Source organism: Membranihabitans marinus (assembly GCF_021729155.1).
GTDB classification, from domain to species: Bacteria; Bacteroidota; Bacteroidia; order Chitinophagales; family Saprospiraceae; genus Membranihabitans; species Membranihabitans marinus.
On sequence record NZ_JAJQYA010000001.1, the window covers coordinates 356,878 to 372,249 of the forward strand.

At 38.4% G+C, this 15,372-nt stretch carries 11 protein-coding genes; 5 read left to right on the top strand and 6 right to left on the bottom strand.

Features of this window, described 5'->3' with window-relative positions; genetic code table 11:
• Positions 1 to 736: 736 nt before the first annotated feature.
• The 5 genes from LVD51_RS01285 (at position 737) to LVD51_RS01305 (ending at position 7,050) form a co-directional block, all read left to right on the top strand.
• Entirely contained in the window at positions 737 to 1,126 is a 390-nt protein-coding gene (locus tag LVD51_RS01285) for an alkaline phosphatase family protein (protein WP_236969361.1), read from the top strand.
• A gap of 416 nt (positions 1,127 to 1,542) precedes the next feature.
• Positions 1,543 to 1,737: a hypothetical protein gene (locus LVD51_RS01290; protein WP_236969362.1), complete on the top strand. Its 195-nt coding sequence runs from the start codon at positions 1,543 to 1,545 to the stop codon at positions 1,735 to 1,737.
• 122 nt (positions 1,738 to 1,859) lie between these two features.
• Positions 1,860 to 2,402, top strand: coding sequence for a hypothetical protein (locus tag LVD51_RS01295; protein WP_236969363.1), 543 nt, complete (start codon positions 1,860 to 1,862; stop codon positions 2,400 to 2,402).
• A 331-nt stretch (positions 2,403 to 2,733) separates the two neighbouring features.
• Positions 2,734 to 5,043 (top strand): glycosyl hydrolase family 95 catalytic domain-containing protein, encoded by a 2,310-nt coding sequence (locus tag LVD51_RS01300; protein WP_236969364.1) that lies wholly within the window; start codon positions 2,734 to 2,736, stop codon positions 5,041 to 5,043.
• A gap of 3 nt (positions 5,044 to 5,046) precedes the next feature.
• Complete coding sequence (locus LVD51_RS01305; RefSeq protein WP_236969365.1) at positions 5,047 to 7,050, top strand: SGNH/GDSL hydrolase family protein; 2,004 nt, start codon at positions 5,047 to 5,049, stop codon at positions 7,048 to 7,050.
• 29 nt (positions 7,051 to 7,079) lie between these two features.
• Here the strand turns inward: LVD51_RS01305 and LVD51_RS01310 are convergent, their stop codons facing one another.
• The 6 genes from LVD51_RS01310 to LVD51_RS01335 form a co-directional block, all read right to left on the bottom strand.
• A complete protein-coding gene (locus LVD51_RS01310) occupies positions 7,080 to 7,919 on the bottom strand; it encodes an endonuclease/exonuclease/phosphatase family protein (protein ID WP_236969366.1) in 840 nt (279 codons plus the stop codon).
• 133 nt (positions 7,920 to 8,052) lie between these two features.
• The gene (locus LVD51_RS01315; RefSeq protein ID WP_236969367.1) at positions 8,053 to 8,640 is read right to left on the bottom strand and encodes a hypothetical protein; all 588 of its coding nucleotides are present in this window, start codon (positions 8,638 to 8,640) and stop codon (positions 8,053 to 8,055) included.
• Positions 8,641 to 8,882: 242 nt separating this feature from the next.
• Positions 8,883 to 10,025 (bottom strand): FAD-dependent monooxygenase, encoded by a 1,143-nt coding sequence (locus LVD51_RS01320; RefSeq protein ID WP_236969368.1) that lies wholly within the window; start codon positions 10,023 to 10,025, stop codon positions 8,883 to 8,885.
• 511 nt (positions 10,026 to 10,536) lie between these two features.
• Entirely contained in the window at positions 10,537 to 11,925 is a 1,389-nt protein-coding gene (locus tag LVD51_RS01325; RefSeq protein ID WP_236969369.1) for a sugar porter family MFS transporter, read from the bottom strand.
• The gene (locus LVD51_RS01330) at positions 11,918 to 13,102 is read right to left on the bottom strand and encodes an AGE family epimerase/isomerase (RefSeq protein WP_236969370.1); all 1,185 of its coding nucleotides are present in this window, start codon (positions 13,100 to 13,102) and stop codon (positions 11,918 to 11,920) included. Before LVD51_RS01330 ends, LVD51_RS01325 begins: the two co-directional genes overlap by 8 nt.
• A gap of 18 nt (positions 13,103 to 13,120) precedes the next feature.
• A complete protein-coding gene (locus tag LVD51_RS01335; protein ID WP_236969371.1) occupies positions 13,121 to 15,262 on the bottom strand; it encodes a hypothetical protein in 2,142 nt (713 codons plus the stop codon).
• Positions 15,263 to 15,372 lie beyond the last annotated feature (110 nt).

The following is a 15,372-nucleotide window of genomic DNA, read 5'->3' on the forward strand; positions in this document are numbered from 1 at the left end:
TCTAATAGCATAGGGTGCAACCCTATGGAGGATAGATCTTCCAAAAATAAGTCCTGAAAGGACGTAGGCAAATAATAGAGATAATGGGTATATTAAAAATATTGCTGTGTTAAAAATATTAATCTTAACAGTGTTAATGAATAGAATAATAGCGATAGAATGAATTATGTAGGGTAATCATTAAAACACCTTAATCGGATTTGTCATGATTTTTGCCCAATATATCTTCATATGAAAATATATACGATTAAATCCAAATTTGTTTCATAATAAAAATATGATATCGCAAAAATATCGCCAAATCAACTCTGTTTACACTTTATGGAATCTCGTCATGCCACAGTGGGCATGACTTCTCTCGCCAGAGCCCGATTTACGGGCTCTGGTGCTTCGCACTTTGCTCGTTCATCCACGGCTAATAGACTTCGTCCTTTCAGGACTTTCCTTCAAATTAAGATTTTATACCAAATGAATTTTTAATCGACGATTATACTAGGATGTATATGGTCAATTATCCTCCGATTAACACCTTATTTTAACAAACATAGGTTCGTTTTTTTTTGACCCATTTATAAAGCGTAAATTTTTGGTTTTGAATAGCCATTTCTTTGTCTTGAATTTATTTTGGACACCTGTGATGCTGAATTGATCAACTTAATTTTGTACAACAGATTAATACCCTGGGAAGATAGATGCCAACTCCGTTTCTTATAATACTTTTGCCTCTATTGATATTTTGCCAACCCTCTGCGGAATTACAGGAGCTGATTTACCGCAGAATGAAATCGATGGTAAAGATATATGGAACTGGATTAGCGGTGATGGAAGTGGTGAAAACCCACATAATTACTATCCTTTTTCCAACAGTAAACAATTTCAAGGCGTGATAACTGGGGATGGCAAGTGGAAGTTGCATCTAGAGCATCCTTATCGAACCATCGATTTTGGAGGCAAAGATGGAATTCCTGGAAAGTATAAGTTTGAAACTATCGATACCTCTCTTTTTGATATGGTTCACGACCCCTATGAGCGATCCAACGTCATTGCACAATATCCAGAAATGGCTCAACAGTTGATTAAATGGGCGGAAGCTCACGAAGAGAAATTTTATACAAAAGTGGAATAGGTTTCTAGAATATTAGAAAAGGAATTTTATGATCTGAATTTATTTGAATTGTTATTTTTTTTAGTGTAAATTATTTTGTTTTTTTAGATAAATTCCTTAATTTAGAATCCTGTATTTGTTTGAAATTTAATAGATTAAATCAATTCATTAATATTTGTTTGATTTAATGTATTGTGATATATGTTATAACCTCTCAAAGAAATTTTTTCGTTGTAGCCCCATTTAGCTTTATTAGATTTTCCGAAATCAAAAGTTCCATACTTGTGACTAGACTTTTGGGACGAGGATTTATGGAAATAGATCAACAGGGTGTTTGATGTGAAATCAAGTAAGTAAAATCCTCGATAATTAGAGGCAATTCACGGTTGTCTAGATTCGGATGGTATAAAAAGTAAAATGTTTTAAATAGGTGAATTATGAAAAAGAGAATAATTCAAATTTTAGCATTTTTTGTATTAATGGCATTTATGTATTTCTTGAGCTATTCTTCAAGTCATACTGATGCTACGAAAAGTGGTGAAAAAGTCGTTCATGTTCTATCTTCGGCTGGTGCAGCATTTGTCATGGTTTATTTAACCGAATGGATGGGCGTGTATAAGGTTAGAAAGTAATTGATACCAAATATTAACCGATCATATAGAATGCATTTGGTGTAATAGCAGGGAATCTCTCTCACTAATTCATTTAGTTTATATTTAAATAATTGATATTATTTATTCTAAATCAATGTGTTATGAGGTGTCAAAAAATTCTATCAATAATATGTTGGCTATCCTTATTAATTGCAATTTCCTGTAGCAATGATGATGTGAGTATAGAGGAGCCAGAACATAATATCTACGAAACTCAAGATGAATTGGTTATAAAATTTGCCGAGTATGTAGATCTGGTTATGGAATACAAAGAATTTAGATTGTTTTTAAAGCAAGAATTACTCGGATTCGATGATGACAATATGGTATATCAATTGGCAAAAAATCGTATGATTGGAAGCCAAACATTGGAAGAGTATTTCATTGAAAAAACGAATGATGCTAATTTTTTTCAAACTACAATGCTCACTCAACCGACGATTCAGATCACTATTCCCATTCATATTGAAAATTGGAATGCCAATGATAATACCCTGCCTATATTGGCCCTTGGCATGGACTATGAAGATGATAAATACGAGTATATCTATACCATAAATATAGTAAACGATGAGCGACAGTTATTTTCCTTATTAGATGAACCTGATCAGGCTGTAATCGTTATAAAATACCAGGAAGGTTGATATATTGCAATATTAGAAACTGAGTTATCTTGTCGTCAAATTTTATGGTTAGTTTTGATGTCCTTTGTAGTTATACGAATTACATTTATAATTAACGGTAATCTTTCGATTTATTAGAAGTTTTACTTCGTTTAAAATACTCGCCGTAGCTACGGCTATGCCTGTGTTTTTAACCTCGTCAAACTTCAAATACTCTCGAAATCTTTTCCGTCATTATAAAATGTAATTCGTATTAATTAGAATAGACTGGGAGATTTACTCGGAATATCTGGTTAATCTTATGGCATTTGCCTATATTTTCAATACATTTATTGGGTGTAAATAAATGAAAATGTCAAAAAGCCTGTCATTGTTCTTGGTTACATCTTATCTTATTTTAGAGGCTTCCATATTTTTAGGAGGTCAGCCTAGGGAAGACCATTTTTTATCCTTTAATCATTTGCCGAAACAATGGGACGAAGCCTTGCCTTTGGGCAATGGAATGCTAGGTATTTTGGTTTATGAAAAAAATAAACATATTCGACTATCTTTAGACCGAGCTGATCTCTGGGATCTCCGTGAAGTAAAAGGATTGAAGGATCATAATTGGGCATGGGTTGTCGATCGTGTAAAATCCAATAATTATAAGGCGGTACAGCAATGGGGTGATCTACCCTATGATAGAGATCCCTATCCTACAAAGATTCCAGCCGCTGCTATTGAATTTGATAGCGAAGAATGGGGTAATGTTCTTCATGCTCAATTGGATATAAAATCTGCAATAGCCAAAGTAGAATGGGCCAATGGGGTAAAAATGGAAACTTTTGTCCATGCAACCGAGGCCATGGGTTGGTTTTCGTTCACGGGATTACCTAGTAAACCCAAACCCATCCTTTGTCCACCTGGATATACGAAATCTAATAATGATATAGCAGGAAATGCGCAGTCATTTCATGGACTTGAAAAATTGCATTACCCCAAAGGGGAAATAAAGGAGGATGATCATTCTATAATTTATCGACAAGAAGGAGCTGAAGGAATGTATTATATAGTGGCTGTTAGCTGGCAATATCAAGACCATAGTTTGACTGGTCTTTGGTCGATTTCAAGCCATTATCCCGATCTTGCAAAGAATCTTACTGCAACAGAAGTAGTGGAGGAGGGAATTACAAAATCTATAGATTATTTTCGTGAAAATCATCTTGATTATTGGGACAATTATTGGAGTCAATCGAGTATAGGTATACCCGATGATATCATCGAACGTCAGTATTATCTCGATATGTATAAATGGGCTTGTGTCGCTAGACCAGGTGCGCCAGCCATTACCCTACAAGCAGTTTGGACGGCTGATAATGGAAATCTCCCTCCATGGAAAGGGGATTTTCACCACGATCTCAATACTCAGCTCAGTTATTGGCCTGGTTATGTGAGCAATCATCTAGACCTGAGTCAGTCTTTTACCGATTGGTTATGGTCTATTAAGGAGCAATGTAAAGAATATAGTCAATGGTATTTTGGGACTACAGGGTTGAATGTGCCGGGAGTGTCTACTTTGATTGGTCAACCTATGGGAGGATGGATTCAGTATTCAATGTCGCCGACCGTGTCTGCATGGTTGGCACAGTATTTTTACTGGCAATGGAAATTCAGTGGCGACCGCTCTTTTTTGGAGCAACGGGCCTATCCTTATTTTCAGGAAGTGGCTAGGCATCTAGAGGAACTCACAAGTATGCGGAACGGATATCGGATGCTTCCACTGAGTTCAAGTCCCGAATACAATAACAATAGTAAAGAAGCTTGGTTTTCCAATTATAGCAACTACGATTTGGCTCTGGTTAAATATACTTTCCTCAAAGCCAGCGAACTGGCGCACAATGTTGGGGATCTTATGTCGGAAAACAAATATCGAAAAATATTAACAGAATTGCCAGATTGGGATTTAGATGATAAAGGAGGATTAACCATTGCTCCCGGTCATCCATATCAGGGTTCTCATCGGCATTTTTCACATTTACTGGCCATACATCCTCTCGCTATTATAGACATTGAAAATAATGATAGCCTAAGCAACGATTCATCTATTGTGGAAGCTTCAATTAGAAATTTGGAAACCGGCGGTTCGAGTCATTGGGTAGGTTATTCTTTTGCATGGATGGCCAATCTTTATGCGCGCACTTATCAAGGAGATAAAGCAGCTGCGGAATTGCGAAAATTTGCTAATAACTTTGTCTCTAGCAATAGTTTTCATTTAAATGGAGATCAAAATAATGGGGAATTTTCAAATTTTACCTATCGACCTTTTACCTTAGAAGGTAATTTTGCTTCAGCGGCAGGGGTACAAGAGATGTTGCTTCAAAGTCATCGCAGTTATATCGAAGTATTTCCCGCCATACCTTCCTCTTGGGATAAGGTGAGGTTTAGTGGATTGAGAGCCCAAGGCGGTATTGTTGTTTCAGCCACTAAACATAGAGATATGATAGAGGTCGTGCTCTCTTCTAATCAGCCAACTACATTTCATCTAAAAATAGGAAATAATAATCGACTCATAAATCTATTGGGAATATCAGATAATAATTCTAAATTCAAAAATGGCATTCTGGATATATCGATAAATGCCAATCAAAAAATTACTGTACAATATCAATTAGCCAATTTTTAAGTTATGAAAAATTATATCATTATTTTTCTCCTCTCTGTATTTTGCAAGGTCCTGATAGGTTCTCCTATTTTCACCAACAACACATCTTCAAGCATTGAATTATTAATGGAGTATCCCGGGACTAAATCCATTTGGCAAGGATTTGATCGCTATGATTTTGAGTTTCAAGGTAGAGATGCCCATATCATAGTCCCTTCGTCTGAGCGGGCTGATAAGGCTTGGGTATGGCGGGCTAGATTTCCAGAATGGCATACAGAAATGGATAGTATATTGCTTCATCGCGGATTTTATCGACTCTATATCAATACCGATAATCTCTACGGCAGCCCTAAGGCGATGGAAATTTGGGATTCATTTTATGAATATGTTTTGAATAGCTTTCATCTCAATGATAAAGTGGTGTTGGAAGGAGTCAGTAGAGGTGGACTTTTTGTATACAATTGGGCAAAAAGGCATCCTGAGAAGGTGACTTTTATTTATGCTGAAGCTCCCGTTTGTGATTTTACCAGCTGGCCTGGTGGCTTGGGTGCAGGTAAAGGAAGTATCAAAGACTGGGCACAACTAAAGGAAGCCTATGGTTTTGATTCGGATGCACAAGCTAAGGAATATTTGCATCAACCGATGGATGACTTGGAAGGATTGGCAGCTGCTAAAGTGCCTATCTTGCATATGATTGGTTTGGATGATAAAGTGGTGCCAGTTGAAGAAAATAGTTTCCCGTTGATTGATAAGTATACTCGATTGGGTGGTCCCGCTACCATTATTCCCTGTACGGAAGGTAAGTCTAGTTTAGAAGGCCATCATTTTGAAATTCAAAGTTCAGCCTTGGCTGCTGATATGATTATATTGCACGCAGATAAAAATCACCAACCACGTCTTTCTTCTGGGCCATATCACAATACTCGACGGGGACTGAAAAATAGTTTTATCAAATTTGAAAGGGAGAAAGTTGGGCGAGTTGCTTTTGTAGGTGGGTCAATAACCCAAGGGACGGGTTGGAGAGATAGTGTGATTCAAATGTTGGAAAGTAGATTTCCAGATACAGAGTTTGAATTTATATCTGCTGGTATTTCATCTATGGGTTCTACACCAGGCGCCTTTCGACTGGAGCGCGATGTATTGTCCAAAGGCAAAATCGATTTGTTGTTTGAAGAGGCTGCTGTCAATGACGATACCAATGGTCGTACGGATGAGGAACAGATGAGAGCCATGGAAGGTATCATCCGCCATGTCCAATCGAACAATCCGAGTGCAGATATCGTCCTAATGCATTTTGTAGATCCAGGAAAAATGGATGACTATCGAGCGGGAAAAGTACCTACAGTTATTCAAAATCATGAGAAGGTCGCTGCGCATTATCAAGTGTCCAGTATTAACCTCGCAAAGGAAGTGACGGATCGAATCGATGCTGGAGAATTTACATGGGAAGATGACTTTAAAAATCTACATCCATCTCCTTTTGGGCACAATATCTATGCGCGATCTTTTGAGCATTTTTTCAATACGGTTTGGTCGGGCTTTGTGGCTGACGACGATAAGATAATCAGCCACGAAATGCCTCTGGCTATGGATAAATACAATTACCAGAATGGAAGATTGATCGATGTTGATGAAGCCAAATGGGGCAAGGGATGGCAAAAAGTACCGCATTGGACACCAAGTGATGGCAAGGGGGTAAGAAAAAATTATACTGAAGTGCCAATGTTGGTTGGAGAATATCCAAGTGGGGTGTTAAAATTCAAATTTCAAGGTCCGGCCATCGGAATAGCGGTGGCTGCCGGTTCTGATGCAGGAATCATTGAATATTCTATCGACGGAGGACCTTGGCTAACACAAGATTTATATACCAAGTGGAGTGGAAGCTTACATCTTCCCTGGTATTATACACTGGCGGCCGATCTGGATAGTGGGTCACATAAAATACGAATTAAGATGAGTAGTGATCGCAATGAAGCGAGTACTGGCAATGTTTGCAGAATTCGATATCTCTATGTCAATCATCCATAAGCTGAGTTTTCCTAGTAGATGATGGTCAATTATTTTTTGATTAATTGAAGTTCTGCAACTACAGGTAAATGATCGGATGCGTATTTTTCATCAATCACCTTATTGGTATAAGAATTAACTAGATGGTCTGGTTTGAAAAATATAAAATCGATGGCCTTTTCTGGATTGTCTACTGGAATGGTTGGTTGACAATTGGGCAAACAACTTCGAGTAAAATATTGATCGAGCAAACTTATGGTTTCACTGTTTTCTTCAACATTAAAGTCACCGGCAATAAGGTGATTGCCCGGGATCTTGTCTAGACCTGTCAACATCATCTTGGTTTGAGCTAAATTGTTTTCTTTAAATTTGTAATCCAAGTGAATACTGCCAAAATAAATTTCATGACCAGCATAATTTACTTTAACTCCTGCATAAACCCTGTCTTCGGCGTTTAATCCCTCCATAGTAGGCAATGGAATGCGCAATGAATCCAGTATCGGCATTTTACTTAGTACGGCATTGCCATAATAGCCTCCACTATAGTCAAATGCTTTGGCAAAATAATACTCCATGCCGAGTTTGTCGGCCAAGGCTTTGGCTTGGTGTAAATCTTGGCCAGATCTTATGGTATGTACATCGACTTCTTGTAGGGCGACAAGATCTACATTTTGTTCTCTTATAACCTCGGCAATGGCATCAATATCTATAACATTTGGTTTGGAAGGAGGATTGGCGTGATGAATATTATAGGTCATCAATCGCAGGGAAGTAGTATTGTCATTGTTGTCATTGACAGATGAATCACTGTTTGATTTGGAGCAGCTTATTAAAGAAAATAAGACTAATATTAGGGAATATTTCCGAACGAAATGCACTAAAATTATCATGGTCGAATTTATATTTTGATACCGTGAATGTAGTGATTCGTCCGCAATATAAAAGGAATGTCAAGCCCAAAGTACAAAAGTTTATATATTGATAATATAACTTTGATATAAGGATGTCTAATGGTCCAATTATTTAATTTCGTTTGGACTTTTTAGGTGGTTTACATTCTTTGCAAAAATCACTTAAAGCGTTAATCTCATCCATTACTTCTAAGTGTAATGCCTTAAGTTTTACTTTGTCTTCCCCTATATTGGTTTCTTTACTGGCCAAAACATGTCTTTGATTGTATTGTCTATTCATCTCGTCGTATATGGGATGAAAAAAGTCGGTATTCGAAAATAGACCTTTGTTTTCAAACAATTTTTCTCTTAGTTTACGGGCATATAATTCGGCTAGATCAAAAGAAAAGCGAGAAAAATTGACCAATTGATCTGCCTTTTCTTCATCTGGTGATACGATGTAGGATTCACTAGGGTCAAATGTACAGTCGACTTTTGAATTAAAATTTTTAGTGAAAATAAATTCTGCACTGGTCATTTCAAATTCGAAGTTGATGCCGATGGCTGAATTAATGGTGTTTTGATTAACATCTCCAATTTTAGTTTTAGGCGATTGAAAGTCAGAAAACTGCAATTGGTATTCTCCATCCCAATCTATGATGTCTTGACCGATAGATGCTTGTAGCGATAAACAGAGAAGGATAACTAATAAATTTTTCATTTAAAATCTGTTATAAAATTCATTGAATAGGGCTATTGTCAGCCTAGGCTCGCCCTTAAATCAGCCAGAGGCTTAAGATATAGAAATATCTTTATTTCCCCTAATGACTGGGCATATGTTTTCTTGTCCTTTATCTTTATTGATTGGATGACAACTATCTTGAACTTTTGGTTTAGGTTAAGAAGTCAAATGATTAAGTATTGTTTCCATCATTAAGATGGGTTTCGATCCCATGTCGGAGACTATTTATTCTCAAAATCATGCACGGCATACAGTTTTTTCATTTGACTTAAAACCACAGAATGAGGGCTGAATTTCATGATGAGTTTCAAAAAGAATTGCCCTGTAGTGCTATGGGCCATTTTTCCGAACCGCCATGAATTATTGACTATATAATCTACTTTTTTACGTCGTAGGGTTTCAAATTTTTCGAAAGCTCGCTTGGGGGTTTTATTTTGATTTAAGACATTGCTCATGCAATAACTATCTTCTATTCCTTGTCCTGCGCCTTGCCCCATATTGGGAGTCATCGCATGGGCAGCATCGCCGAGTAAGCAAACGGATCCGAGATGCCATGTCGGAAGTCTTTTAAGGTCAAATAAGTCTCCTCTGATTATTTGGGTCGAGGCTGTGTGTTCTATAATTTGGTTGACAATTGGTGCAAAGTCTTTAAACTGGTTTTGTAAATCACTCTTCACATAGTTGGGGTCTAATGAAATATCAACGGAGGAGTTGAGTACTGCAAACCAATAGGTTTTTTCAGCGCTTACCTGGGTTATTCCAAATCGCTTGCCAGGGCCCCATGATTCTCTACCCACATGTCTCAAGTCTGGAGGCAGTGGTATGGGTGAAATGCCCCGCCAACATACTTGTTGAGAATCCCGCAATGAGGCGGTAGGGAAGAGTTGTTGTCTCACTTTGGAATGAATGCCATCGGCGCCTAACAATACATCTGCTGTATAGGTAGAATCTTGAAATTTGATTTCTATTGTACCATTATTGGAGGAATGGCTGGAATAGGTATGACCTAGGTGAACTGTTTCTGGAGGTAAAGCATTATAAAGTATTTGTTGCAATCTTCCTCTATGGATTCCAATAATTTGATTGCTTACATCATTATTTATGCCGTTTTCAAAATCTTTTAAAGGATGGAGATCTTGGTCGGTTATTTCCATTCGATGAAGGATGATGCCATGTTCTCTAATGGTATTGCCTAAATGTAATCTATCTAGGATTTTCATAGCATTGGGTTGAAGCATAATGCCAGCACCTACTTCTTTGAGTTCTTCACTTTGTTCAAATATCTCAGCAGGGATACCTAGTTTACGCAATGCAATGGCTGTTGTTAATCCGGTAATACCGCCTCCGATGATGGCTATTTTCATTTGATTAATTTTTATACGAAATACATTTATAATTTATAAGCTCACCCACCCACGACACGGGGGCTTTCCCACCCGAAACACGGAGGTTTCGTTTCCCTCGCCAAAGGTCGATTTACGACCTTTGATTGCTCAAAGAGCAATTTTGTTCAGTCATAGCCTCGTTAAACGGCCAACCCTCCCGTGAGACTGAGCTCACGGCTCCCTCGCTGAAAGTCGATTTACGACTTTCAATGCTACGCATCCTGCTCAGTTGTCTCGGAATCTTTTCCGTCATTATAAAATGTAATTCGTATTAGTTGTTTCACTTGAATATTATCCTAGTTATTTAAGTATACGAAATGAATTTTATTTTTACGGTTAAAATGACCGTAAATAATGTGAACCATCATTGATCCCTAGTGATTTGATGACTAAAGTCTATTTTTAATGTTTTTTCACTGCAGAAGTCAATTATAAATTCATTTTGTATTAAAAGGTTGAAATAGGTTTTTAGCTTCATCACTTCGACGTGTTATCTTTTGTGTTGATGTATCCAATAGTTTTCAATGTCTTCTAGGCTCATGCCCTTGGTTTCTGGAATCATCTTGTAAAAGAAGAAAATAGCGACTAGGCAAGAAGCCGCAAAAGTAAAGAAGCCAGTACTCATACCTACTTGCGATACGTAGTATGGAAATAAAAAGGCCGCGCCAAAATTGCTTGCCCAATTGGCGAAGGTAGCCAATGACATAGCCTGACCTCGAATGTGATTGGGATAAATTTCTCCTAAGAGTACCCAGATGACAGCATTGATGGACAAGGCCAAACTGGCAATATAAATGCAGAGTAGTACAACGATGAGGATTCCTGAAGATTCTGTACTTGTAAAAAGCCAGCCAATGCCACAAAGAGATAAAAATACAGCAGTCATCCCTCCAATGAGTAGGGGTTTGCGTCCCCATTTGTCGATTTTCCACAATGCTATGGCCGTAAATATCAAATTGATAATGCCGATTAAAACCTGAAATTGAACTGCACTGTCCAATTCAAATCCCGCATTTTCCAATATGGTAGGTCCGTAATAAATCACAATATTGACCCCAGTAAATTGTCCGAATATGGATAAGCCAAGGCCAACTAACAAGGCTTTGCGCCATTGAGGGTGAAGTATGGATGATTTAGACTGGTTTTGCTGGTGTTTTTTATCCTCTATAGGAGCAATCAATTCGGTATTTAATTTTTTAAATAGGATTTGCGCTTGTTCGACAAATCCATTGTTGAGTAGCCAACGCGGACTTTCTGGAATCCACAATAGTAGAAGGAAGAATAGACCACTTGGGATGGTTTCTACTAAGAACATTGATCTCCAAATTTCGATATTGATGATTTTTTTCCAAAAGGAATGATGGCTAGTGGCTATACCAGGTTGGGCGTCGGCAAGGAGAAGGTAATTGGAAAAATAAGCCAACATAATACCCAATACAATGGACATTTGGTATAATGCCACGAGGCGACCCCTGATATGTGGTGGGGAAATTTCTGAAATATACATGGGTGATAATACCGAAGCCATACCTACTCCTAGTCCTCCGATAATTCGAGCCGCAATGAGAAAGGTGAAATTGGGAGGAATGGCTGAAAGTAGGGCAGAAACAAAAAACAATGCCGCAGCTATCAACAATATAGGCTTTCTACCGTGTCGATCACTGAGGCCGCCAGCCATAAAGGCTCCAATGATGGCTCCAATTAGGGCCGCACTTCCAAACCAGCCTACCTGTATTTGATTTAGGTTATATTGTTGTTCTACCATGGCAAAGGTGCCTGAAATAACGGCAGTGTCAAATCCGAATAAAATACCACCTAGGGAAGCTACAAAGCAAATTTGCCATAAATATCTAGGTAGAGTTGAAGATCGACTATTCATTTTCTATTTTTTCTAATAGGGTAAATATTTGATATAGGCCTCGTGGAACATGAAAACACCCCTTCCATTTCCCTCCTTTAAGGGGGAGTAATACTTCTCCGCGACGATTGAGATAGCCAAACCATTCTCCATGTTGAGGATCCGGGAAATGGTTTTGAGAATAGTTGTGTAGTTTTAGAAAATGATTCCGCATTTCGGGATGGCCGGATAATTGATATCCTTTTAAACTAGCCACCATAGCTTCCAAGTGAACCCACCACAGTTTTTGGTCCCATTCTAATTGTTGTGGAGGTCTGCCTAAGATGTCTAGAAAATAATACAAACCTCCGTACTTATTATCCCAACCCAATTCTAGGGTTTTCAAACTAATGGAAACGGTTTGTTGTATTAAATTGGAGTTTTTCCTTCTTTGACCGATGTCCATCATAAACCACATGGCTTCTAATACATGGCCTGGATTAAATAGCCGCCCTTCAAAACTATCTGAAAAATCTCCAGTATCGGTTACATTTTCAATAATGGTTTGAAATTTGGGTTTATAAAATACCTCCATTACTTCGTGGACAGCATGGTCTAAAGTTTTTTCCACCAAGTCAGGATCCAATACGGATTCCATTTCTAATACGAGATTGCTTAAAATCATGGGCAGGGCAAAGCTCTTTAAATTCCGTGTATTGGGGTAGATTTTCGAATAAATGCCTTTGGGATTATTCTGGCGTATAAGTATGTTGTTGAAGGTTTGTTGTGCTATGTCGCTGTATTCTTGATCTCCAGTGGCCGAGTAGAGTTGACTAAAGGCCATAGCGGCGAAACAGTCAGAGAATATATTGTAGGGTTGGGTTAAGGGCTGGCCTTGACGATTGAGGGAAAAGTACCAATTGCCTTTTGGGTCTCTGCCATTTTGAATTAAAAACTGAGCGCCGTGTAGGGCAGTAGACAACCATTCTTCACGAGCTTCGTAGTCATTGTATAGCTTAGCAAAAGTCCATACTTGGCGACACTGCAGCCAGATAAATTTGTCGGTATCGAACACTTCACCATCTGTATCTAGGCAGGTAAAATATCCACCATGTGCGCGATCTATGGAGTGCTCTAACCAGAATGGTAAGACGTTATCGAATAATTGATTTTTATATAAAATCTTAAGGTCGGTAAGGGATTGTTCTGTTGTCGACATATTGAATAAAGGTTTAGATTAATCGTTTAACATTTGTTTTTTCAAGTCGGGATAATGCTGGGCAATATCCGAATTTTGAGTGAGATCCCAAATGGATGTTTTTAATTCGCGCAAGGCCATGATGCTGGTAATCCAACCCTGGGTCCATCCCGTTTCTATAGCCCAGGCTCCCCAACCGTGGTCAGCGTTTGAGCCCCAATGTTCGAATCTTTCAAAATCAAAGGCTCTCATCCAACCTCCATCGAGTTCGGGATGATGGGGAGATCTAACTTGGGCACGACATAGAAAATCTGCCAATCGATCCGTAGCATCTATAATATTTGAATCATTGGTGGTATAGGCTGCTTCATGGAGACCGAGGAAGGCAAAATTTGTAGTGTATAATAGGTCACTGACAGGGTCTCCATTTCTCGCTATAAGGGAAGCTTCATTGGTTCCATAGTCGTCATTGGATTGTGGGGGTGGATACTTACCCATTTTTAATTCGCCTAATTCTTCTCGAATTGCACCACAAGAGTCTTGCAGTTTGAGGAAGTCATTGACTACACGGAGCAACATTTTTTTGTTTTCATCGGTATTTTCTACTCTGACCAACCATGCCAAAGGGAGGATGATTCTTGCTCGTTCTTGCGCCAAACCATTGGTCCAAGTCCAACCGTGGGGATATTTTTCCATCATTGTCAGAATACCTCGTTTGGCCGTTTGGAGGAAAATCTCATCTCCAGTTTTGTCATAAGCCCAAAGGTAGCAAGCCCAAAGATAGGCTTCAAAATGTGGAGAGTAGTTTTCAATTTCTCGATCGCGATAATATTGCCAACCATTGATTCCTAAGTCTCCTTCATTGATGCGGCTTCCTCTAAATCCCTTCTTCCCAGTAGTGCGAAGGCAGGCTAGAATAGATTTCATTAGCAATTCGTCCCATTCATTGTTTTGCGTAAGTGCGGCAGAGGTGATGGCAGCCAAAATAAACCGTGCATTGTCGTCTCCATAGCTGGCTTTAAACCAAGCATAGTTGCTTATCCCCCATGGAAGGAGGCCATAGGCACCATGTTGAGGATCGGCATATCCTTTGGTGATGGCTGAAGAATGGAATAAATAATAATCGAGCAAATTTTTCGATGTCGACAAATATTCGGCATTGTCAAGTAGTTGTCCCGCCGAAGCAAAAGCCATAGCAGTTTCGCTTACACAATCACCGCGAATGGCAATGCCAATGGGTTGACTACCGGATTCATCTATGGAGGAAAAAATACATTCAAATACTCCTTTTGATCCATCTCCGTATGGAATATTTTCATTCCAAGAAAGATGTTGACTTTTGTTGTCCCATATTTTTTGCAATTTTTCATCATAATTATCCGGTACTAGCATACGGGCTTCTCTGTACCAGTTGATGGCCCGTTGTACACTGTTGAGCGCTACATCTTGGGGTAAAACTTTTTCTTTGCGAAAGGATGGTGCGACAGTAGCTGTCCACTCTAGAGGGGAAATTGATGCATTTGGCAATAAATGACTAAGTATTGAGTGCCAGATTTTGGCCCATTCTCGCTGAGGAGCATATCTGCCGGATATAAATTGGCTCAAATTGGTAGTAGATATATAGACAGGAAGGTCTTCCCATTGAAATAAAAGAGGATGATTTTCTTCTGGTAAGCCGTATATAGCATGATCAAATCCGGCTACTTTTGCAGCTACAATAAGAGGTCGTTCGGCATTTACAGGAATAAAATGTAGGCCGTTAAGACTTAAAATCTGCAGACTATCTGCTGATTTTATGAAATTTCCATCGCGGATAATGGCGCGTTGATTTCCGGCTTTTACGGTTGAATCCAAGGTTAGGTCTGGTATAATGGAGGGAAATTCAATAAAGGCTCTTATGTTTCTATTTTTAAGCTTAGTATAAAAATCTTGATTCAAGACTTCTCTTTGGTCTGGATAGGCCGTCGACAAGATGATTAAAGCCTCATTTTCTTTTGCCTGATCTAGGGCTTCGATTGGGCTATTATATATTTTGTAATTTATTTGTTCTTGATCTTTAAGGATTTGAGTTAGGTCGTTGTTAGGGTTTCCAGAAATATGTAAAATGTTTTCCTGCTGACAAGAAATCATTGTTGTTATAAATGTTAAAAAGAGGGAGAGTTGAAATGAGTTTTTTTTCATGATTAAAATTTATTGGACATATGAGTAATATATGAAATATTATTGAGTGTTAGACAGTTGCGTCGAATTTCATCTAGGTGGTGGCAAGAGGGAGTTGTTTACTTAATTCG

Excerpts from the sequence above, each read along its gene's own strand:
- LVD51_RS01290 (WP_236969362.1), top strand. The coding sequence starts at position 1,543 with ATGAAAAAGAGAATAATTCAAATTTTAGCATTTTTTGTATTAATGGCA.
- LVD51_RS01295 (WP_236969363.1), top strand. The coding sequence starts at position 1,860 with ATGAGGTGTCAAAAAATTCTATCAATAATATGTTGGCTATCCTTATTA.
- LVD51_RS01300 (WP_236969364.1), top strand. The coding sequence starts at position 2,734 with ATGTCAAAAAGCCTGTCATTGTTCTTGGTTACATCTTATCTTATTTTA.
- LVD51_RS01305 (WP_236969365.1), top strand. The coding sequence starts at position 5,047 with ATGAAAAATTATATCATTATTTTTCTCCTCTCTGTATTTTGCAAGGTC.
- LVD51_RS01310 (WP_236969366.1), bottom strand. The coding sequence starts at position 7,919 with ATGATAATTTTAGTGCATTTCGTTCGGAAATATTCCCTAATATTAGTC.
- LVD51_RS01315 (WP_236969367.1), bottom strand. The coding sequence starts at position 8,640 with ATGAAAAATTTATTAGTTATCCTTCTCTGTTTATCGCTACAAGCATCT.
- LVD51_RS01320 (WP_236969368.1), bottom strand. The coding sequence starts at position 10,025 with ATGAAAATAGCCATCATCGGAGGCGGTATTACCGGATTAACAACAGCC.
- LVD51_RS01325 (WP_236969369.1), bottom strand. The coding sequence starts at position 11,925 with ATGAATAGTCGATCTTCAACTCTACCTAGATATTTATGGCAAATTTGC.
- LVD51_RS01330 (WP_236969370.1), bottom strand. The coding sequence starts at position 13,102 with ATGTCGACAACAGAACAATCCCTTACCGACCTTAAGATTTTATATAAA.
- LVD51_RS01335 (WP_236969371.1), bottom strand. The coding sequence starts at position 15,262 with ATGAAAAAAAACTCATTTCAACTCTCCCTCTTTTTAACATTTATAACA.